General features: G+C 65.4%; 21 protein-coding genes. 3 read left to right on the forward strand and 18 right to left on the reverse strand.

The annotated features are described in order from the left end of the window. The first annotated feature begins 174 nt into the window (after positions 1 to 174). Positions 175 to 705, forward strand: a complete 531-nt coding sequence (locus A3A5_RS0107065) for a DUF4124 domain-containing protein (protein ID WP_018309906.1) — start codon at positions 175 to 177, stop codon at positions 703 to 705. A gap of 54 nt (positions 706 to 759) precedes the next feature. Here A3A5_RS0107065 and A3A5_RS0107070 read toward each other — a convergent pair whose 3' ends face one another. Beyond that, positions 760 to 1,107, reverse strand: coding sequence for an RnfH family protein (locus tag A3A5_RS0107070; protein WP_026200540.1), 348 nt, complete (start codon positions 1,105 to 1,107; stop codon positions 760 to 762). After that, on the reverse strand, positions 1,094 to 1,531 hold the full coding sequence (locus A3A5_RS0107075) for a type II toxin-antitoxin system RatA family toxin (protein ID WP_026200541.1): 438 nt from the start codon (positions 1,529 to 1,531) through the stop codon (positions 1,094 to 1,096). Before A3A5_RS0107075 ends, A3A5_RS0107070 begins: the two co-directional genes overlap by 14 nt. A 178-nt stretch (positions 1,532 to 1,709) precedes the next feature. On the opposite strand from A3A5_RS0107075, the gene smpB reads away from it, so the two are divergent. Then, entirely contained in the window at positions 1,710 to 2,162 is a 453-nt protein-coding gene (smpB, locus tag A3A5_RS0107080) for an SsrA-binding protein SmpB (RefSeq protein WP_018309909.1), read from the forward strand. A 40-nt stretch (positions 2,163 to 2,202) separates the two neighbouring features. Here smpB and A3A5_RS0107085 read toward each other — a convergent pair whose 3' ends face one another. The 3 genes from A3A5_RS0107085 to ppsA form a co-directional block, all read right to left on the reverse strand. Beyond that, the gene (locus A3A5_RS0107085) at positions 2,203 to 3,135 is read right to left on the reverse strand and encodes an SPFH domain-containing protein (protein ID WP_018309910.1); all 933 of its coding nucleotides are present in this window, start codon (positions 3,133 to 3,135) and stop codon (positions 2,203 to 2,205) included. 100 nt (positions 3,136 to 3,235) lie between these two features. Then, positions 3,236 to 3,658 (reverse strand): NfeD family protein, encoded by a 423-nt coding sequence (locus A3A5_RS0107090; RefSeq protein WP_018309911.1) that lies wholly within the window; start codon positions 3,656 to 3,658, stop codon positions 3,236 to 3,238. 152 nt (positions 3,659 to 3,810) lie between these two features. Beyond that, positions 3,811 to 6,195, reverse strand: coding sequence for a phosphoenolpyruvate synthase (gene ppsA, locus A3A5_RS0107095; RefSeq protein WP_018309912.1), 2,385 nt, complete (start codon positions 6,193 to 6,195; stop codon positions 3,811 to 3,813). Positions 6,196 to 6,589: 394 nt separating this feature from the next. Here ppsA and A3A5_RS0107100 point away from each other — a divergent pair, with 394 nt between their 5' ends. Then, entirely contained in the window at positions 6,590 to 7,393 is an 804-nt protein-coding gene (locus tag A3A5_RS0107100) for a pyruvate, water dikinase regulatory protein (protein WP_010809585.1), read from the forward strand. A 53-nt stretch (positions 7,394 to 7,446) separates the two neighbouring features. Here the strand turns inward: A3A5_RS0107100 and A3A5_RS0107105 are convergent, their stop codons facing one another. The 13 genes from A3A5_RS0107105 to frr all read right to left on the reverse strand — a co-directional run bounded on the left by A3A5_RS0107105 (position 7,447) and on the right by frr (position 20,687). Next, positions 7,447 to 8,229: an RNA methyltransferase gene (locus A3A5_RS0107105; RefSeq protein WP_018309914.1), complete on the reverse strand. Its 783-nt coding sequence runs from the start codon at positions 8,227 to 8,229 to the stop codon at positions 7,447 to 7,449. Positions 8,230 to 8,263: 34 nt separating this feature from the next. Next, on the reverse strand, positions 8,264 to 8,998 hold the full coding sequence (rnhB, locus tag A3A5_RS0107110) for a ribonuclease HII (protein WP_018309915.1): 735 nt from the start codon (positions 8,996 to 8,998) through the stop codon (positions 8,264 to 8,266). After that, a complete protein-coding gene (gene lpxB, locus A3A5_RS0107115; protein WP_018309916.1) occupies positions 8,998 to 10,206 on the reverse strand; it encodes a lipid-A-disaccharide synthase in 1,209 nt (402 codons plus the stop codon). The genes rnhB and lpxB overlap by 1 nt, the downstream gene beginning before the upstream one ends. A 12-nt stretch (positions 10,207 to 10,218) precedes the next feature. Then, positions 10,219 to 11,022, reverse strand: a complete 804-nt coding sequence (gene lpxA / locus A3A5_RS0107120) for an acyl-ACP--UDP-N-acetylglucosamine O-acyltransferase (RefSeq protein WP_018309917.1) — start codon at positions 11,020 to 11,022, stop codon at positions 10,219 to 10,221. Between the two features lie 133 nt (positions 11,023 to 11,155). Beyond that, positions 11,156 to 11,605 carry a 3-hydroxyacyl-ACP dehydratase FabZ gene (fabZ, locus tag A3A5_RS0107125; protein WP_018309918.1) on the reverse strand — a complete coding sequence of 150 codons (450 nt, stop codon included), beginning with the start codon at positions 11,603 to 11,605 and terminating at the stop codon, positions 11,156 to 11,158. A gap of 11 nt (positions 11,606 to 11,616) precedes the next feature. Beyond that, positions 11,617 to 12,708: a UDP-3-O-(3-hydroxymyristoyl)glucosamine N-acyltransferase gene (gene lpxD / locus A3A5_RS0107130; RefSeq protein WP_018309919.1), complete on the reverse strand. Its 1,092-nt coding sequence runs from the start codon at positions 12,706 to 12,708 to the stop codon at positions 11,617 to 11,619. Positions 12,709 to 12,761: 53 nt separating this feature from the next. Further along, on the reverse strand, positions 12,762 to 13,292 hold the full coding sequence (locus tag A3A5_RS0107135; protein ID WP_018309920.1) for an OmpH family outer membrane protein: 531 nt from the start codon (positions 13,290 to 13,292) through the stop codon (positions 12,762 to 12,764). Between the two features lie 23 nt (positions 13,293 to 13,315). Beyond that, positions 13,316 to 15,649, reverse strand: a complete 2,334-nt coding sequence (gene bamA / locus A3A5_RS0107140) for an outer membrane protein assembly factor BamA (RefSeq protein ID WP_198293111.1) — start codon at positions 15,647 to 15,649, stop codon at positions 13,316 to 13,318. Positions 15,650 to 15,749: 100 nt separating this feature from the next. Continuing rightward, positions 15,750 to 17,153 carry an RIP metalloprotease RseP gene (rseP, locus tag A3A5_RS0107145; RefSeq protein ID WP_018309922.1) on the reverse strand — a complete coding sequence of 468 codons (1,404 nt, stop codon included), beginning with the start codon at positions 17,151 to 17,153 and terminating at the stop codon, positions 15,750 to 15,752. 107 nt (positions 17,154 to 17,260) lie between these two features. Then, positions 17,261 to 18,442, reverse strand: a complete 1,182-nt coding sequence (ispC, locus tag A3A5_RS0107150; protein WP_018309923.1) for a 1-deoxy-D-xylulose-5-phosphate reductoisomerase — start codon at positions 18,440 to 18,442, stop codon at positions 17,261 to 17,263. 11 nt (positions 18,443 to 18,453) lie between these two features. Further along, on the reverse strand, positions 18,454 to 19,275 hold the full coding sequence (locus A3A5_RS0107155; RefSeq protein ID WP_018309924.1) for a phosphatidate cytidylyltransferase: 822 nt from the start codon (positions 19,273 to 19,275) through the stop codon (positions 18,454 to 18,456). 36 nt (positions 19,276 to 19,311) lie between these two features. After that, positions 19,312 to 20,082 carry a polyprenyl diphosphate synthase gene (uppS, locus tag A3A5_RS0107160; protein WP_018309925.1) on the reverse strand — a complete coding sequence of 257 codons (771 nt, stop codon included), beginning with the start codon at positions 20,080 to 20,082 and terminating at the stop codon, positions 19,312 to 19,314. A gap of 44 nt (positions 20,083 to 20,126) precedes the next feature. After that, complete coding sequence (frr, locus tag A3A5_RS0107165; protein ID WP_018309926.1) at positions 20,127 to 20,687, reverse strand: ribosome recycling factor; 561 nt, start codon at positions 20,685 to 20,687, stop codon at positions 20,127 to 20,129. Positions 20,688 to 20,741: the final 54 nt, after the last annotated feature.

The raw sequence follows: 20,741 nt of genomic DNA on the forward strand, positions 1-20,741 counted from the left end.
TCACACGCACCACGAACAACAGCTTTACCAGGGTCAAACCGGCGCTACGGACCTGATGCCAGGCGGGCGCCAAGCCATCGCCGCGGCTGTCCTGCCGCGGCATCGCCATGCGCGCAGCCGGCGGCCCAGAAGGATTCCAAGCGTTACTTCCGAGTCACTTTAAGACGCCTCGCCATGAAACGATCGTCCGCGCTGTGCCTGCTTGCCGCCGCCACTCTCGCCGTTCCCGTCCAGGCCCTTGCCTACTGGCAATGGCGCGACGCCAACGGCCGCATGGTCTACAGCGACGTGCCGCCGTCGGCGGCGGCAGCCAAGGTGTTGCGCGCCCCGGGCCGCTTTGCCGGCGAGTTCCAGCCGGTGGACGCCGCCAATGCCACGGCGCCCGCCACTGCTGCCCCTGCTGCCCCGCCTCCGGCCAAAGCCTCGGCCAAGCCCGCCGCGGCCCCGGCGCCGACGGCCGAAGAAGCCTTCCAGAAACGCCGCGAGGCCAGCCTGAAAGCCGCCACCGAAGAGGCCCGCAAGGAAACCGAGGCGGCTGAGCGCGAGGCCCGCTGCGCCCAGCTGCGCAGCTACGCCAACGGCCTGCAGCAAGGCATGCGCGCCGCGGTGGCGGGTCCGGACGGCTCGCTGCAGCACCTGAACAGCGACCAGCGCCAGGCCGAGATGCTCAAGACCAACGCCAGCCTCGAGAAAAACTGCAGCTGAAGGCAATGAAAAACGGGGCGCATCGGCCCCGTTTGCATGCCTGGCAAGCTCTGCTCAACTGCTGCCGCGCAACCACTTCTGGCCTTCGCGCGTGCCGCCCGCGCGCTGCTTCTGCACCCGCTTGCGGCGCGCCTGCTTGGGATCGGCGGTCAAAGGCCGGTAAACCTCCACGCGGTCGCCTTCGCGCACCACCGTCTCCGGCGTCTTGAGCTTGCCGAAGATGCCCACCCGCATGGTCGATGGGTCAACCTCCGGACAGGCCTGCTGCAGCCCGGAGCCGACGATGGCCGCGGCAATCGTGGTGCCGGCAGGCACGTCGATCTCCTTCAGGAAGACGGTATCGGGCCGCGCATAGCAGACCGTGATATGCACCGTCCCTGCGCCGGTGTCAGTTGGCGCCATAGACCACCTCGGCCCGCTTGACGAAGGCGTCGACAAAGGTATTGGCAATCATGCTGAAGACCGGGCCGATGATTTTTTCCAGCAGCAGGCTGGAAAACTCATAGTGCAGATGGAATTCGATCTTGCAGGCGTCTTCGCGCAGTGGCGTAAAGCGCCACGCGCCGTTGAAGGTCTTGAACGGCCCGTCGGCAAAGGTCATGTCAATGCGCGTGGGGCGTTCCTGCGTATTGCGGGTGTGGAAGAACTGCTGGATCCCTTTGAAGTGGATATGGATCTTGGCGTCGAGCATGGTATCGGTCTGCTCGAACACCTCCACGCCACCGCACCATGGAAGGAACTTGGGATAGTCCTCCACGCGCGTGACCAGGTCATACATCTGCGCGGCGGAGTGGCCGAGCAGTACGGATTTATGGACGTCTGCCATGAATGGGAAAATCTGGCTTGCGGCCATGCCGCACGCTATGCGCGGCAGGCATGCGCCTGTGCCGGGGCTGGTTTGCTAGAATTCGGATTTTAGCCGACACGCGCGCCCCGCGGCATCCTGCCATGTGGCGCTGCAGCGAAACGGCTGAATTCCACCCTACCGCACCCCACCCGCACGCATGACCATTGCAGATAACAAAAAGGCCTTCTTCGATTACTTCATCGAGGAGCGCTATGAGGCCGGGATCGTGCTGGAAGGCTGGGAGGTCAAGGCAATCCGCGCCGGGCGGGTGCAGATCAAGGAGGGCTACGTGGTGGTGCGCGACGCCGAGATGTTCCTGATCGGCGCCCATATCAGCCCGCTGCAAAGCGCCTCCACCCACGTCAATCCCGACCCGGTGCGAACCCGCAAGCTGCTGCTCAAGGCTGACGAGATCAAGAAGCTGATCGGCAAGGTCGAGCAGCGCGGCTACACGCTGGTCCCGCTGAACCTGCACTACACGCGCGGCCGCGTCAAATGCGAGATCGGGCTGGCCAAGGGCAAGAAGCAGTTCGACAAGCGCGAGACCGAGAAACAGCGCGACTGGCAGCGCGAGAAGGCCCGCATCATGAAGGGCGACACCAAGGACTGAGCCCCGGCACCACGCTGCCGCGGCGCGTCCGTCAGTCCCTTCAGGCAGCCTTCTGCTGCCCCTTCACGATCTGCAGGGCGGACGCGATCATGCTGCTCATCTCGCCCATATTGCCCGGCACGATCAGCGTATTGCCCTGCTTGGCCAGGTTGCCGAACGCGGCCACGTATTCCTCGGCCACCTTCAGGTTGACCGCATCCATGCCGCCTTCGGTGCGGATCGCATTGCCGATCTTCTGGATCGCCTGCGCATTGGCCTCGGCCACCGCCAGGATCGCGCTCGCCTCGCCCTGCGCCCTGTTGATGGCGGCCTGCCGCTCGCCCTCTGACTTCTGGATCGCCGCCTCGCGCGCGCCAGTGGCCAGGTTGATCTGCTCCTGGCGCTTGCCCTCCGACGCGGCGATCAGCGCGCGCTTTTCACGCTCGGCGGTGATCTGCGCCTGCATCGCGTGCAGGATCTCCTTGGGCGGGGTCAGGTCCTTGATCTCGTAGCGCAGCACCTTGACGCCCCAGTTGGCGGCAGCCTCATCCAGCGCGTTGACCACGCTGTGGTTGATGAACTCGCGCTCCTCGAAGGTCTTGTCCAGCTCCAGCTTGCCGATCACCGAGCGCAGCGTCGTCTGCGACAGCTGCGTGATCGCCACCACGAAATTGCTCGACCCATACGATGCCTTCATCGGGTCCGTGACCTGGAAGTACAGCACGCCATCGACCTGCAGCTGCGTGTTGTCCCTGGTGATGCAGACCTGGCTGGGCACGTCCAGCGGGATTTCCTTGAGCACGTGCTTGTAGGCGACGCGATCGACGAACGGCACCACGATCGACAGCCCCGGCGTCAGCGTCGCATGGTAGCGGCCAAGGCGCTCGAGCACCCAGGCATGCTGCTGCGGCACGATCTTGATGCCCTTGGCAATCAGCACGATGACGGCAATGAGGATGATCAGCGGCAACAAACCAAGCTGAAATGCGAGCATGTAACGACCCTCCAGACAGAAGACAGCACAACGGAGCCGCCAGGCGGCGGCAGGCGGATCGCAGCGCAACAACTGCCGCGCTGCGCAATAAGACAGGGCTTCAGCGGGGAGACACGACCAGGGTGCTGCCGCGCACCGCGACGATGCGGTGGCGGCCTGGCGCGGCGGCACAGTCGGGCGCCAGCTCCACCGTCCAGTCAGCGCCGCGGTACGGCACGCGGGCGCGCCCGTTGGCGTCCCAGCCGGGCACGTCGAGCTCCTGGCCGATATCGATATTGACGTTGGGATCGGCGGCGGCATTGCCGCGCTGCAGCTTGCCAAAGCGGGTGCGGCGCAGGCCGGCGATCAGCACCGCCGCGACCAGTGCTGCCACCAGCGTCTGCGCGGCCGGCGACAACCCCAGCAGGGCTCCCACTCCGCCGGCGGCCAGCCCCACCGCTACCATCAGCAGGTAAAAGGTGCCGGTGTTCAGCTCGATGATTACCAGCGCGACCGCTGCCACGAACCAGATGTAGTACGCCATCCAAGCTCCCGTTCGTCCAGATACATCCCGAAAAGTAAAAACCCCGCAGCGCCTTTCAGCGTCTGCGGGGCAGTAGCAACACCTGACGCAGGGCCGGTGCCTGCCGGCTGCCAGAAGGCGCCGGCAATATCGTTATTGTGACGTCAAATGCTTCAGGAAGCCAGCTTTTGCCAGGTCTCGACCACCGAGTCCGGATTCAGCGAGATCGACTTGATGCCTTCCTTGGCCAGCCACTCGGCAAAGTCCGGATGATCCGAAGGACCCTGACCGCAGATGCCGACATACTTGTTCAGGCGGATGCACGCCTCGATGGCGCGCGACAGCATGAACCGCACTGCCGGATCGCGTTCGTCGAAGTCCTTGGCCAGCAGCTCCATGCCGGAGTCGCGGTCCAGGCCCAGCGTCAGCTGGGTCAGGTCGTTCGAGCCGATCGAGAAGCCGTCGAAGTACTGCAGGAACTCTTCGGCCAGGATCGCGTTGGACGGCACTTCGCACATCATGATGATGCGCAGGCCGTTCTCACCGCGCTTCAGGCCGTGCTTGGCCAGCAGCTCGATGACCTTCTCGGCCTGGCCCAGCGTGCGCACGAACGGCACCATGATCTCGACGTTGGTCAGGCCCATCTCGTCGCGCACGCGCTTCATGGCCTTGCATTCCATCTCGAACGCTTCGGCGAAGTCCTCGGCGATGTAGCGCGACGCGCCGCGGAAGCCCAGCATCGGGTTTTCCTCGTCCGGCTCGTAGCGCGAACCGCCGATCAGCTTCTTGTACTCGTTGGACTTGAAGTCCGACAGGCGCACGATCACGGATTTAGGATAGAACGCCGCGCCGATGGTGGCGATGCCCTCGGCCAGCTTGTCGACATAGAACGCGCGCGGGCTGGCATGGCCCCGGGCCACGCTTTCCACGGCCTTCTTCAGGTCGGCATCGACTTGCGGGTAGTCCAGGATGGCCTTCGGGTGGACGCCGATGTTGTTGTTGATGATGAATTCCAGGCGGGCCAGGCCGACGCCGTGGTTCGGGATCTGCGCGAAGTCGAACGCCAGCTGCGGGTTGCCCACGTTCATCATCACCTTGACGTCGATGTCCGGCATCTCGCCGCGCTGGACTTCGGTCACTTCGGTTTCCAGCAGGCCGTCGTAGATGCGGCCTTCGTCGCCTTCCGCGCACGACACGGTCACCAGCGTGCCGTCCTTGAGCATGTCGGTGGCGTCGCCGCAGCCGACCACGGCCGGCACGCCCAGTTCACGCGCGATGATGGCAGCGTGGCAGGTACGGCCGCCACGGTTGGTGACGATGGCCGAGGCGCGCTTCATCACCGGTTCCCAGTTCGGGTCGGTCATATCGGCCACCAGCACGTCGCCGGGCTGCACGCGTTCCATCTCGGACGGGTCGTTGATCACGCGCACCGGGCCGGTGCCGATCTTCTGGCCAATGGCGCGGCCGCTGGTCAGCACGGGAGCGGTACCCTTGAGCTTGAAGCGCTGCTCGGCCTTGCCGGCCGACTGGCTCTTCACCGTTTCCGGGCGCGCCTGCAGGATGTAGATCTTGCCGTCCTTGCCGTCCTTGCCCCACTCGATGTCCATCGGGCGGCCATAGTGCTTCTCGATGATCATCGCGTACCTGGCCAGCTCGGTCACGTCCTCGTCGGTGATCGAGTAGCGGTTGCGCAGCTCACCCGGCACGTCGACGGTCTTCACGCGGCCGGCTTCGCCCGGCTTGGTGAATTCCATCTTGATCAGCTTGGAGCCGATCGAGCGGCGGATGATCGGGTACTGGCCGGCTTGCAGCGTCGGCTTGAAGACGTAGAACTCGTCCGGGTTGACCGCGCCCTGCACCACCGTTTCGCCCAGGCCGTAGCTGGAGGTGATGAAGACCACGTCGGGGAAGCCGGATTCGGTATCGATGGTGAACATCACGCCCGAAGAGGCCAGGTCCGAACGCACCATGCGCTGGATGCCGGCCGACAGCGCCACCACGTCATGGGCAAAGCCCTTGTGCACGCGGTAGGAAATGGCACGGTCGTTGTACAGCGAGGCGAACACGTGCTTGATCTTGTCGAGCACGTCGTCGATGCCGCTGACGTTCAGGTAGGACTCTTGCTGGCCGGCGAACGAGGCGTCGGGCAGGTCTTCGGCTGTGGCCGACGAGCGCACCGCGAACGAGGCCTCGGCGCCTTCGCGCTCGGCCACGCGGGCGTAGGATTCACGGATTTCCTGTTCCAGCCGCGGCTGGAACGGCGCGGAGGCGACCCAGCCGCGGATCTCGGCACCGGCCTCTGCCAGGGCCTTGACGTCGTCGACGTTCAGGGTCTTCAGGCGCTGGGAAATGCGCTCGGTCAGGTTGTTGTGGGCAAGGAAGTCGCGGAAGGCGAGCGCGGTGGTGGCAAAGCCGCCGGGAACCCGGACGCCGGCTTCCGCCAGCTGGGAGATCATCTCGCCCAGCGACGAATTCTTGCCGCCGACGATTTCCACGTCAGCCATGCGCAACTGCTCGAACGGCAGCACATAGGCGCCGTTATCTGCCTGGTTAGTCATGAGAGCCTCAAAACAAAGTAGGAAACTTGTCGCGCATGCCCGGTATGTTCTTGGTGTTCTGTTCCCGGACTGATCGCTTGGCTAAGCAACCCCGAACTGGCGCTGCGGACCTAGGCGCTACGGCTCTCATCGCGCAGCGCACATTGTCGACAATTCCGGACCCGGTTTGTTGCACGGGTGGGCACCTTGCGGAATTGCTTAGCGAAAAGATCGCCGCTATTCTACCGTGCTGCGCCGCACTTTTCTGCGGAAGATTGAATCTATTTATTGCGCAATCCCCATGTCCTTGCCAGAAGTGCCCGGGGCGGCAATGTCCGCACCCCAGCCTGGAACGCAGCCTGAAGCCCCCGCCACCGCCACGACCCAGGCCGGCGAGCGCCCTGCGGTCCGCACCGTGTTTATCGTCTCGGATGGCACCGGCATCACGGCGGAGACGTTCAGCCACTCCATCCTGGCCCAGTTTGAAATGCGTTTCCGCAAGGTGCGCATGCCCTTCGTCGATACCCCGGAAAAAGCACATATCGCCGTCGGCAAGATCAATGAGGCATTCCACAACGAAGGCGTGCCGCCCATTGTTTTCACCACGCTGGTCAACCAGGAAGCGAACAAGGCACTGCGCCGCGCCAAGGCAATGATCCTGGACATGTTCCAGACCTTCATCGAGCCGCTTGAGAAAGAACTGGGCCTGAAGTCCACCCACGCCATCGGCCGCTTCCACCAGAATGCGGACACCGAGGCCTACAAGAACCGGATCGAGGCGATCAACTTCTCGCTGGCGCATGATGACGGCCAGTCACACAAGAACCTGGAAGAAGCCGATGTGATCCTGGTGGGCGTGTCGCGCAGCGGCAAGACCCCTACCAGCCTCTACCTGGCCATGCAATACGGGCTGAAGGCGGCCAATTACCCGCTGATCCCCGACGATTTCGAGCGCGGCCGGCTGCCATCGGCGTTGTATGCGTTCAAGCCGAAGATCTTCGGCCTGTCGATCGATCCGCAGCGCCTGACCGAGATCCGCAACGAGCGCCGCCCCGGCAGCAAGTATGCAGCGCTGGAAAACTGCCGTTATGAGGTCAACGAGGCCGAGGCAATGATGCGGCGCGAAGGCATCAAATGGCTCTCATCGACGCACAAATCCATTGAGGAAATCGCGACCACGATCCTGCAAGAGATCAAGGTCGATCGCGACAACTACTAAGCAAGAAAAGCGGCCGCTCAGGCCGCTTTCTTCTTGCTCCTGCCTGCGCATCCTCAGGCGGCGCGCCGCTGGCGCACTGCCTCGAACAGGCAGATGGCGGTCGCCGCCGCCACATTCAGTGATTCCAGCCCCCCCGGCTGCGGGATGCCCACCTTGCGCGTGACGTGCGCCATCCAGGCGTCGCTGACCCCCGCCCCCTCGTTGCCGACCACCCAGGCCACCGGCGCGCGCAGATCGGTATCGAATACCGCGGCATCCGCGTGCGACGAAGTCGCCAGCAGCGGCACCGCGAGGCGCGGCGCCAGCGACTCAAGCGTGCAGTGCTCGACGATATTCAGGTGAAAGTTGGCGCCCATGCCCGCACGCAGCGTCTTGACCGACCAGGCAAAGGCACAGCCGGTGGCAAGGAAGGCATGCTGGATGCCGGCGGCGGCGGCGCTACGCAGGATTGACCCGACATTGCCGGCATCCTGCACCCCGTCCAGGATGATGCAGTCTTGTTCGATCCGCGCCGGCAGGTGCCCGACCGGCGTCTCGATCACCAGCATCAGGTCGATGCCATTGACCACGCCGCTGATCTGCGTGAACAGTGCATCGGCCAGCACAACCACGCGCTCGGCCTCAATCAGCGCCAGCACCGGCGCCACCTCGGCGTGGTCGTAGTGCCGTTCCGACACCACGCAGGTGACGGGCTGGCCGCGCGCGGCCACATAGGCCTGCGCCAGGTGCACGCCGTCGAGCAGCGACTGCCCTGCCTTGCGGCGCTGGTGCGTGGAAGTGGCCAGGGCCTTCAGATGCTTGAAGAGCGCGTTGTCGCGCGAGGTGACGTGCTTCACGATGCGGGAATTGTCGGGATACGCCGGTTGCCCTTCAGGGCGCGACCGTGACCGATACCGAGGCGCTGGCCCCGGTGACTTCGATGACTTCGGTAACTTCGGTAACTTCGGCCACCGCGGTAAACATGGGCCGCTGCTCCAGCGCCTCGCGCACGGGCGCAAACGAACGGCGGTGGTGCGGCGTGGCGCCGAACTCAGCCAGCGCAGCCAGATGCTGCGGCGTGCCATAGCCGACGTGCGAATCGAAGCCGTACTGCGGATAGCGCTCGTGCAGCACCTTCAGCTCGCGGTCGCGCGCCACCTTGGCCAGGATCGACGCCGCCGAAATCGCCTTGACCAGCGCATCGCCCTTGACGATGGCTTCCACCGGGAATGCCACCTGCGGGCAGCGGTTGCCGTCGACCTGCACCAGGTCCGGCACGATGCCGCTGGCGGCCAGCCCCTGCACGGCACGCTGCATCGCCAGCATGCTGGCGTGCAGGATGTTGATCGTATCGATTTCCTCGACCGTGGCAAAGGCGATATGCCAGCCCAGCGCGCGTTCGCAGATCTTTTCGTAGAGCTGCTCGCGCTTGGCGGCAGTCAGGATCTTGGAATCGGCCAACCCGCGAATCGGACGCTTCGGGTCCAGTATCACCGCGGCGGCATAGACCGGGCCGGCCAGCGGGCCGCGGCCCGCTTCGTCAACGCCGCACAGGCGCTGCACGGCGGCAGCGGCTGGGGCGAGATCGAGGCCCATCTGGGGAGAAGCGGCATTGCGGCGCGCCATCAGACGGTCCCCCGGCTGTGCATCAGGTCCACCACCACATCGGCGGCCAGTTGCGCGGTATTGCACTTCAGCGTCTCGTGCATGCGGGTGAAATGCTCGTAGAGGAAGGCGGTGTTGCCCTCGTCGTTGAGCTGCAGCAGCGTTTCGCGGGCCAGCGCCTCGGGCGTGGCATCGTCCTGCAGCAGTTCCGGCACGACGAAGCGCCCTGAAAGGATATTAGGCAATCCCACGTACGGCAGGTAACCCTGCCGCTTCATGATCTGCGCGGTCAGCCAGGGCACCTTGTAGGAGATCACCATGGGCTTCTTGTACAGCGCCGCTTCCAGCGTAGCGGTGCCGCTGGCCAGCAGCACCACGTCGGCCGCTTCCATCGCCTGGTGCGACTTGCCGTCGACGATGGTCAGGCGCAGTTCGGGATACTGCGCATGCAGCGCTTCGATAATGGTGCGCAGCGGCGCGCTCGCCGTCGGCAGCACGAACGCCAGGTTCGGGTCCATGCGCTGCATTTGCGCCATCGCCGCAAAGAAGGTGGCGCCAAGGTTGCGCACCTCGGACTGGCGGCTGCCCGGCAGCACCGCCACCACCCGGTGCCCGGCGGGCAGGCCGAGCTCGGCGCGCGCACCGGCGACGTCAGGCACCATCGGAATCACATCGGCCAGCGGATGGCCCACGTAGGTCGCGGGAATGCCGGCCTTGGCGTAGATCTCCGGCTCGAACGGGAACAGGCACAGGATGTGGTCCACCGCGCGCGCGATGGTGCGAATGCGCCCGCCGCGCCAGGCCCAGATCGACGGGCTGACAAAATGCACCACCGGGATGCCGGCACGGCGCAGCGGCACTTCCAGGCCGAAATTGAAGTCCGGGGCGTCAACCCCGATAAAGCACTGCGGCGGATTGGCCAGCAGCCAGTCGCGCACCGCGCGCCGCGTGGCCAGGATCTCGCGCAGCGAGCCCAGGACCTCGACATAGCCGTTGACCGACAGTGTTTCCATCGGCCAGCGCGAGTTGAAGCCCTGCGCCATCATGCGCTTGCCGCCGATGCCGGCGTACTCGACCGTATCGCCCAGGCGGGACTGCAGCCCGCCCATCATCAACGATGCCAGCAGGTCGCCCGAGGCCTCGCCGGCCACCATGGCGATGGTGCCGCGCTTGTCCGCGGCGCTACCGTTGCCCGTGGGCAAGCCACCCCGAATTGCGGCGTCGACCATTGCGGCCCGGTCTCAGCGTACGATGCCGCGCTGGGTGGCGGCAAGGAAGTCGACAAACGCTTGCAGCGGCGCCGCCGTGCCTGCATCAGCCTGGCCCAGCAAGGCCGCGATCTCGTTGCGCGCCTCGTCGAAGCTGAGGTCGGACTTGTAAAGCAGCTTGTAGGCCTGGCGCAGCGCGGCGATCTGGCCCGCGTCGAAGCCGCGGCGGCGCAGCCCCTCGACATTGACGCCGTGCGGCGTGGCCTTGTTGCCACTCTTGTCGCTGGCGGCGATCACGAACGGCGGCACGTCCTGCACCAGCGCCGAGGCGCCGCCCAGCATCGCATGGGCGCCGATGCGCACGTACTGGTGCACGCCGCTCATGCCGCCCAGGATCGCCCAGTCGCCCACTTCCACATGGCCGGCAATCTGCGCGTTGCTGGAAAACACAGTGTGGTTGCCGACCGTGCAGTCATGCGCGATATGCACGTAGGCCATGATCCAGTTGTCGTTGCCGAGGCTGGTCAGGCCGCGGTCCTGTACCGTGCCGGTGTGGATCGTGGTGAATTCGCGAATGGTGTTGCGGTCGCCGATCTCGAGCCGGGTCGGCTCGTTGCGGTACTTCATGTCCTGTGGCACGCCGCCGACCGATGCGTAAGGGCCGATCGTGTTGCCCGCGCCGATCGTGGTGTAACCCTCGACCGTCGTATGCGAGCCGACCCGGGTGCCGCTGCCGATCCGCACGTTGGGGCCGACGATGGAGAATGGGCCGACGGTCACGTCGGATGCCAGCTCTGCTTTCGGGTCGACCAGCGCGGTGGGGTGGATTTGCGTCATACGTCCTGTCCTGTGGTGTGTCTGGTGAAGGATGGGCCAATGCGCGGGGCAAAGGTTCCCGTCCGGGCCGCTTGCCCCGTTGCATGGGGGCACGGCAGTCAGCCGGCGGCGGTGCCGCCGGCCGCGGGCGGCCTCACTCTGCCTGCTTCACGGTGCACATCAGCTCTGCCTCGCAGGCGACCTTGTCGTCCACCGTGGCGAATGCCTTGAACTTCCAGATGCCGCGGATATAGCGTTCGACCGTCACGTTCATGTGCAGCTGGTCACCCGGGTACACCACCTGTTTGAAGCGGGCCCCGTCGATGCCGACAAAGTAGTACAGCGCGTTTTCCTTGCGTTCCATGTCGGCGCCGAAGGTCAGCAGGCCGGCCGACTGCGCCAGCGCTTCCAGGATCATCACGCCAGGCATCACCGGATGGCCCGGGAAGTGGCCCTGGAAGAACGGCTCGTTCATGGTGACGTTCTTCAGCGTCTTGATGCGCTTCTGCGGATCGAACTCCAGCACGCGGTCGACCAGCAGCATCGGATATCGATGCGGCAGCAGCTTGAGGATCTTGCGAATGTCGATGTCGGCTGCGGTCATGATGATTTCTCTTAGTCTTGTGAGGGTTGGGACCCGGCGGCCTGGCCGCGCAGGCGGCGTTCCAGCGCCACCACCCGTTCGCGCAGCCTGGTCAGGCCGCGCACGATGGCTGCATTGCGTTCCCACTCGCCGTGCGGCAGGAACGGGAAGACGCTGGTGAAATGCCCCCCGGGCTTGGTAATGGATTTGGTGATCGAGGTGCCGCCCGACACGGTGGTGCGGTCGGCAATATTCAGGTGGCCGGAAAAATTGGCCGCCCCGCCGATCACGCAGAAGCGCCCGATGTGCGTGCTGCCCGATACCGCGGCGCAGCCTGCAATGACCGTATGGGCTCCGACACGCACGTTATGCGCGATCTGGACCTGGTTGTCGATCTTGCAGCCGTCTTCGATCACGGTGTCGGCCATGGCGCCGCGGTCGATTGCCGTATTGGCGCCGACCTCCACGTCATTGCCCAGCACCGCGCGTCCCGTTTGCGGGATCTTTACGTATTCCACGCCGGTTGCGCTGATGTCCGGGGCAAAGCCGAAGCCGTCCGCGCCGATCACCACGCCGCTGTGCAGAATGGCGCGGGCGCCGACCACGCAATGGTGGTAGACCGTAACATTGGCATAGAGCAGCGAATCGTCGCGGATCTCTGCCTGCGCGCCGACATAGCCGTTGGCCAGGATGCGCACGCGCTCGCCCAGGCGCGCGCCGCGCTCGATGACCACGTTGGGGCCGATGTAGCACGAAGCCGGCACCACCGCATCAGGCGCCACGGTCGCGCGCGGATCAATGCCGGTGCGGGTATCGGTATTGGCCGCGCTGTCGAAACGCTGCGCCACGCGGGCAAAGCAGACATAGGGATTGCGCGCCACCAGCCAGTTGCGGCCGTCCGCCCTGCCCTCGGCGCGAACGCGCTCGAGGTCGGCTGCCGAGACAATCACGGCGCCGGCCTGCGAATCCAGCGCCTGCTGCAGGTAGAGCGGATTGGACAGGAACGAGAGCTCGCCCGGTCCGGCCTGGTCCAGGGGAGCCAGGCCGACGATCGCCAGGTCGGGGTCACCCACAACCTGCGCGCCGTTCTCGGTGGCGAGCTGACCCAGTGTGGGTGTCTGCATGGCGGTACTTCCTAAAAAAACGAAAGACGAAAGAACGTGAGAACCGGTGCGGCTTAGCGGGCGCCGGCGTTCAGCGCCTTCATCACGTCGTCGGTGATGTCGATGCGCGGATTCACGTACACCGCTTCCTGCACGATCAGGTCGTACTTGCGCTGCTCGGCCAGCTGGCGGATCACGCGGTTGGCGCGCTCCAGCACCTGTGCCAGTTCTTCATTGCGGCGCTGGTTCAGGTCCTCGCGGAACTCGCGCTGCTTGCGCTGGAACTCGCGGTCCATGTCAGCCACTTCGCGCTGGCGGCGCTGGCGGTCGGAGTCGGCCAGTACCGCCGTGTCCTTGTCGAGCTTGTCGGCCATGCCCTTGATCTTCTGGGCCATGTCCTGCAGCTCGCGGTCGCGCTTGGAGAATTCCTGCTCCAGCTTGACCTGGGCAGCCTTGGCCGGCTGCGAGTCACGCAGGATGCGTTCGGAGTTCACGGCGGCAATGCGCGTCGCCTCCTGGGCCGAGGCCGGCACCGCGGCGCAGATGGCAGCCGTGGCGAGCGCGGCGGCGCCCAGGGATTTGACCAGTTTGGATGTTGTAGTCATATAAAACAGATCCTTTATCAGAATCAGAATGCCGTGCCGATCTGGAACTGGAAGCGCTGGACCTTGTCATTGGTGTCGCGATTGAGCGGGAAGCCCATGCTGATCTTCAGCGGACCAATCGGCGACAACCACGACATGCCAAAGCCAGTCGAGTACTTCAGCTCGCTGAAGCTCAGCGGCTGACCTTCCTGGTAGACATTACCGAAGTCAAAGAACGTGAACAGGCGCAGCGTGCGGTCCACGCCCGAGCCCGGCAGCGGGAAGATGAACTCGACGTTGCCGATCATCTTCGAGGCACCGCCCACAGGGTTGCCGTTCTGGTCCTTCGGGCCCAGCGTGCTGGTCTGGTAGCCGCGCACCGAGCCGATACCGCCGGCGTAGAAGTACTTGAACACCGGGAACGGCGTGTTGCCGTAGCCGTGGCCGTAAGCGACTTCGCCGTTCAGTGCCAGCGTGAAGGACTTCGAGATCGGATAGAAGTACTGCTGCTGCACGCTGGCGCGGTAGTACTGCGTATCGCCGCCCGGCAGGCCGACTTCCAGGTTGGCCTGGGTGTACGGGCCCTTGGTCGGCACCAGCGCGCTGTCGCGACGGTCGCGCGCCCAGCCGATGGTGAACGGGAAGTTGTTGATGCCGTCGCCGCTCTGCTTGCCGATCTTGTTAAGCCAGTCGGTGTACTGGGCCGGCGTGTTGACCGAGGTATAAACCTGGGTCCGTTCATAGCCGATGCCGAAGAACACCGTATCGACTTCCGAGAACGGCACGCCGAACTTGAAGCCACCGCCGGCGGACACGATCTTGTAGTCCTGGTCGCCGGTGTAGTACAGCGGACGCGACGTACGGTAGTAAATGTCGGTCGAGCGGCTGATGCCGTCCACCGTGAAATACGGGTCGTACTGCGTCAGCGCGATGGTACGGAACGACTTGGCCGTGTTCACGTCCAGGCCCAGGCTGGTGCCGGAGCCGAACACGTTGTCCTGGCGCAGGCCGGCCTGCAGCACCAGCTTGTCGGTGGACGAGAAGCCCACACCCAGGCTGATCTGGCCGGTCGGCTTTTCCGTCACGTTGACGTTCACATCGACCTGGTCAGGCGCGCCCGGCACGTCTTCGGTGGTGATGTTGGTGTCGGTGAAGTAGCCGGTACGGTTGATACGGGCTTGCGACTGCGTCAGCTTCTCGCTGTCGAACCACGAGCTTTCCATCTGGCGCATCTCGCGGCGCACCACTTCGTCGCGGGTCTTGCTGTTGCCCACCACGTTGACGCGGCGCACGTAGACGCGGCGGCCGGGGTCGACCATCAGGGTCAGCGCGACTTCACGCTTTTCCTTGTCGATCTGCGGTTGCGGGTTGATGGTGGTGAACGCGTAGCCGTAGGTGCCCAGCAGGTCGGTGATGGCCTTGGTGCTCTGCGTCAGCTTCTCGGACGAGAAAATATCGCCCTTCTTCAGCTGCAGCAGTTTTTCCATTTCCTCCTGCTTGCCGAGCAGCTCGCCCGCCAGGCGCACGTCGGACACCTTGTACTGGTCGCCTTCCTTGATGTTCAGCGTCAGGAAGATGTCCTTCTTGTCCGGCGTGATCGACACCTGGGTCGACTCGATCGCGAACTCCAGGTAGCCGCGGTTCAGGTAGAACGAGCGCAGCGCTTCCAGGTCGGCGGTCAGCTTCTGCTTCGAATACAGGTCGTTCTTGGTGTACCAGGACAGCCAGTTCGGCGTGGACAGCTGCATCTCGTCGCGCAGCGTGCCTTCCTTGAAAGCCTTGTTGCCGACGATATTGATCTGGCGGATCTTGGCGACCGGGCCTTCTTCCACGTTGAACACGACCGAGACGCGGTTGCGGTCCACCGGCGTGATCGTGGTCTGCACGTCGGCCGCATAGTAGCCGCGCGCGACGTACTGGCGCTTGAGCTCCTGCTCGGCCTTGTCGATCAGTGCCTTGTCGTAGTAACGGGCTTCGGCCACGCCAACGGCACGCAGCGAACGGCGCAGCGTGTCCTTGTCGAATTCCTTGATGCCGACGAATTCGAGCTGCGAGATCGCCGGCCGCTCTTCGACCTGGACCACCAGCACGCCTTCCTCGGCGCGGATCTGCACGTCCTTGAAGAAGCCGGTATTGTAGAGGGCACGGATGGCGTCGGCGCCCTTGTCATCGGTGAAGGTTTCACCGACGCGCACCGGCAGGTAGCCAAACACGGTACCCGGCTCGACGCGTTGCAGGCCCTCAACGCGGATGTCCCTGACGACGAACGGATCGGCAGCCCAGCCCGCCGGGCTCCAGGCTGCAATAACGGCACTCGCCAGCAAGCCCAGCGAAATGCGCTTATGTCTGATCAATGTTGATCCCCTCTTTGATTCCATCCAGGATTGCGCTCCGATGCCTTATTGGACTGCGCCTGGCAAATGGCGTCCCTGGCGACGGTGCCCGACGACACCACCGCCCCCTTGCCGACACACGTTTCTAGCCGTTCGCCAGAAACATTCGGCTGACGTCATTGAACAAAGCGAGCGAAGTCAGGAGCAAGATGCAGGCGATGCCAACCTTCTGCAGCATTGCCTGCCAGTGGTCTGGGACGGGCCGGCCAGTCAAAAATTCCACGCAATAATACAGCAAATGCCCCCCATCCAGAACCGGAATGGGTAACAAATTGAGTACACCAAGGCTTACGCTGACCAGTGCGAGGAAGCTGACAAAGGCCTGCAGGCCAAGGTTTGCGGCACGCCCCGCGTAATCCGCCACAGTCAGCGGACCGCTCAGGTTCTGCAGCGAAGCCTGCCCCACCAGCATCTTGCCCAGCAGCTTTAGCGAGAGCGCGCTGGTGTCCCAGACCTGGCCGGCCGCGCGCGCCAGCGCCTGGTCCGGCCGGTAGCGCACGGTTTCCATCTGCACCGCCTGGCTGAGCGCCGCGCCGAGCTTGCCCGCCGGCGCCGGGGTGGCGCCGCTCGCATCCCTGGCGCCATCGCGCGCCACGGCGGTGTCGAGCGTCACCGGCACGTCCAGGCGCTTGCCGTCGCGCTCGATGCCCAGTGTCACGGTCTGGCCGGGCTGGCTGCGCACCGCCTTGATCAGTGCGCTGGCCTGCGTGAGCGGGCTGCCCTGCCAGGCAACGATGCGGTCGTCCCGTTTCAGCCCGGCGCGCTCGGCGGCCGAGTCCGGCAGCACCTCGGTAATCGTCACCGGCCCGCCTTTCAGGTTCAGGCCCAGCGTGGCCAGCGGATCCTGCTCGGGATTGCCGCCGGTATTGGGCAGGCGCGGCAGCGTCACGTCGCGCTCTGCCCCGTCGGCGCCACGCACGCGCAGCACGGCGCGCACATCGCCAAAGCCCTCGGCGAATACGGCCATGCGCAGGTCATTCCAGGAGCGCACCGCTTCGGTATGGCCATTGGCGGTCAGCGACAGCACCCGGTCACCTTCGCGCACGCCGGCCTGCGCCGCCGTGGTGCCGGCCGCGGGCGCGGCCACCACCGGCACGGGCTCGCGCATGCCGCCGGCAAAGAGCGCGAAATACAGCACGATTGCCAGCGCAAAATTGGCCAGCGGGCCAGCTGCCACGATCACGAAGCGCTTGCCGACCGGCTGGCGGTTGAAAGCCCGCGGCAGATCGGCCGGGTCGATCGGCGTATCGCGCTCGGGGTCGACCTCGCGCTCGTCCAGCATCTTGACGTAGCCGCCCAGCGGGATCGCCGCCACCGTCCATTCAGTCCGGTCGCGGCTTTTCGAAATCCAGCGCAACAAGGGTCGCCCGAAGCCGATCGAGAAACGCAGCACCTTCACGCCGCAGGCGCGCGCGGCGAGGTAGTGCCCCATTTCGTGCACATAGATCAGCACGCACAGGGCAACGATGAAAGCGAGTACGGTTTGCATGGCGTCGGGACGTCGGTAACGATGGCTGGACTGGCGCGCCGGTCCCCAGGAAACCCGGGGCCGCCGCAGCCGCTATTGTCGCAGATGCGGAAAGCCGCCCCGCCGGATCAGCGCTTTGCAGCCAGGGCGGCCACGCCAGCGCGTGCCGCCTCGCGCGCCAGCGCGTCGGCTGACAGCACCGCTTCGAGCGAGTCGGCAGGCCCTTGAGGTGCCGCCTCAAGCACCTGTGCCACGATGCCGGCAATGTCCGTGAAGCGCACTTTACCGCCCAGGAATGCCTCGACCGCCACCTCGTTGGCCGCATTGAGGGCCGCCGGCGCCACACCGCCAGCGCGCAGTGCATCGAAGGCCAGGCCCAGGCACGGGAAGCGCACCAGGTCCGGCTTCTCGAAGTGCAGGCCTGCGGCCACCGTCAGATCGAGCGGCTTCACGCCCGCATCGATCCGTTCCGGATAGGCCAGGCCATAGGCAATCGGCGTGCGCATGTCCGGGTTGCCCAGCTGCGCCAGCACCGAACCATCGGTGTAAGCCACCATCGAATGCACGATGCTCTGCGGATGGATCAGTACCTCGATGCGCTCGGCGGGGGCGCCGAACAGCCAGTGCGCCTCGATGACCTCGAGGCCCTTGTTCATCATGGTGGCGGAGTCGACCGAGATCTTGCGGCCCATGACCCAGTTGGGATGGGCGCAGGCCTGGTCGGGGGAAATATCGTGCAGCGTGGCCGGGTCGCGCGTGCGGAACGGCCCGCCCGACGCGGTCAGCAGCACCTTGGCGACACCCCGGCCATAGCGCGGATCGTCGGCCGGCAGGCACTGGAAGATGGCATTGTGCTCGCTGTCGATCGGCAGCAGCGTGGCGCCGTGCTCGCGCACCGCATCCATGAAGATGCGCCCGGACATCACCAGCGCTTCCTTGTTGGCCAGCAGCACGCGCTTGCCGGCACGTGCCGCCGCCAGCGTCGGGCGCAGGCCTGCGGCGCCGACGATGGCGGCCATCACCGCGTCGGTCTGCGCATCGGCGGCCACGGATTCGAGCGCGGCTTCGCCGTGGCTGACCTCGGTCTTCACGCCGGCATCGCGCAGCAGTGTTGCCAGTTCGCCCGCTGCCTCAGCGGTCCCCACCACGGCGTGGGCCGGGCGGAATTCGATGCACTGGTCAGCCAGCTTGCGCACTTGCCGGTGGGCGGTCAGCGCATGCACCGCATAGCGGTCGGCATGGCGCCTGATGACGTCGAGCGTGCTTTCGCCAATGGAGCCGGTGGCGCCCAGGATGGTAATGCGATGCATAGCAGACGGCTTCAGAGAAAAATCAGCATCAGGGCCGCCAGCGGGAACACTGGCAGCAAGGCGTCGATGCGGTCCAGCACGCCGCCATGGCCGGGCAGCAACCGGCTGCTGTCCTTCTTGCCGACCTGGCGCTTGAGCAGCGATTCGAACAGGTCGCCGACCACGCTCGCCGCGACCAGCAGCGTGGTCAGCACGGCCACGTAGGCCAGGCCGCCACGGTCGCCCATCATGGAGAACCACGTCGGTGCAAACGCATGGGTGGCGGCGAGCGCCAGGCCGATCACCAGCGCCAGCAGCCAGCCGCCGATAGCGCCTTCCCAGGACTTGCCCGGGCTGATGCCAGGCGCCAGCTTGCGCCGGCCGATGGCCTTGCCGGTGAAATATGCGCCGATATCGGCCGCCCACACCAGCACGGCCGCGGTCAGCAGCACGCCGATGCCGGCGCCGCGCAGGATCATGGTGGCATGGGCGAATGCGGGCAGCATCACCAGCCCCAGCACCGCGCCCAGGGCGGTAAACGACGGCGTCGCGGTACGCACGCCGCGCGCCAGCAGCACCACCGCGAAGCCCCAGCAGACCACCGCGGCTTCTAGCAGCCAGGTGGTGGCGTGGCGCAGCGGCAGGTCATGCCAGGCAATGACCACGATCAGGCACGCCAGCGCATAGACGTAGGGCCACGGCCCGCCCAGCCCGATCAGGCGGCCGAACTCCCAGCCGGCCAGCAGCACGATCAAGGCCACCAGCCCGGCCAGAGCCGCGGGCGGCGCCAGGAACAGGATTGGCAGGATCAGCAGCAACAGGCACAGGGCGGTGATGACGCGGGTGAGGAGCATGCGCTGCGGTCCCGTGAGAGGTTGGAGTTGCCAGGGTCAGGCCGTACCCGATAGTCCCTGGGCGACCAGCTGTGCGCTGGTGCGGCCGAAACGGCGTTCGCGCTGGCGGTACGAGGCGAAGGCCTTGTCCAGTTCGGCGGCGTCGAAATCCGGCCAGAAAACGTCGGTGAAATACAGCTCGGAATATGCCAGCTGCCACAGCAGGAAGTTGCTGATGCGCTGTTCGCCGCCAGTGCGGATGAAGAGATCCGGCTCCGGCGCATAGGCCATCGCCAGGTGCGGCGCCAGCACCGATTCGTCGATCGAGGCCGGGTCGAGCATGGGCGAGCGCGCCAGCATCTTGCGCATGGCCTGCAGCAGGTCCCAGCGGCCGCCGTAGTTGGCGGCGATGGTCACGGTCAGGCCGGTGTTGCCGGCCGTGCGCGCCTCGGCATCGCTGATCAGCCGCTGGATGCGGGGGCTGAAGCGGTCCAGGTCGCCCACCACCCGCAACCGGATGTTGTTGGCGTGCATCTTCACCACCTCGCGCCGCAGGGCCATCATGAACAGCCGCATCAGGAACGAGACCTCGTCCGCCGGGCGCCGCCAGTTCTCGGAACTGAAGGCAAACAGCGTCAGGAACTGCACGCCGCGGGCGGCGCTGGCTTCCACCACCGCGCGCACCGCGTCCAGCCCCCGGGTATGCCCGGCAACGCGCGGCAGGTGCCGCTGGGTCGCCCAGCGGCCATTGCCGTCCATGATGATGGCAACGTGGCGGGGGACGTAGGAAGTATCGGGTACGTCGAGCGTTGAACTGATGTGCTGCATGATGGCAGACGGTCGTTGACTGCCCCGGCCATGCCGGGACGGGGTCAGACCGTCATGATCTCCTTCTCTTTCTCGGCGACCATCTTGTCGATCTCGGCCACGAATTTGTCGGTCAGCTTCTGCACTTCGTCCTGGCCGCGGCGCTCGTCGTCCTCGGAGATGGTCTTGTCCTTGACCAGCTTCTTGAACTGCTCGTTGGCATCGCGGCGCAGGTTGCGCACGGCAATCTTGGCGCCCTCGGCCTCGCCCTTGACGACCTTGGTCAGCTCCTTGCGGCGCTCCTCGGTCAGTGCGGGCATCGGCACGCGGATCACTTCACCCATGGTGGCCGGGTTCAGGCCCAGGTCGCAGTCGCGGATGGCCTTCTCGACCGCGCCTACCATCTTCTTTTCCCAGGGCTGCACCGTGATGGTACGCGCATCGGCCAGGCCGATCGCCGCGACCTGGCTGATCGGCACCATCGAGCCGTAGTAATCCACCTGAACGTGGTCGAGCAGGCCGGTGTGGGCACGGCCGGTGCGGATCTTCGCCAGATCGGCCTTGAAGGCTTCGATCGACTTCTGCATTTTTTGCTCGACGCTCTTCTTTGTGTCGGCGACGCTCATTTTTACCTCCGGAAATCAGCCAACCATGATCCCCTGGCGGGGATCGGAAATGAA

The sequence above is a fragment of the Cupriavidus sp. UYPR2.512 genome (assembly GCF_000379565.1).
In the GTDB taxonomy this organism is placed as follows: domain Bacteria; phylum Pseudomonadota; class Gammaproteobacteria; order Burkholderiales; family Burkholderiaceae; genus Cupriavidus.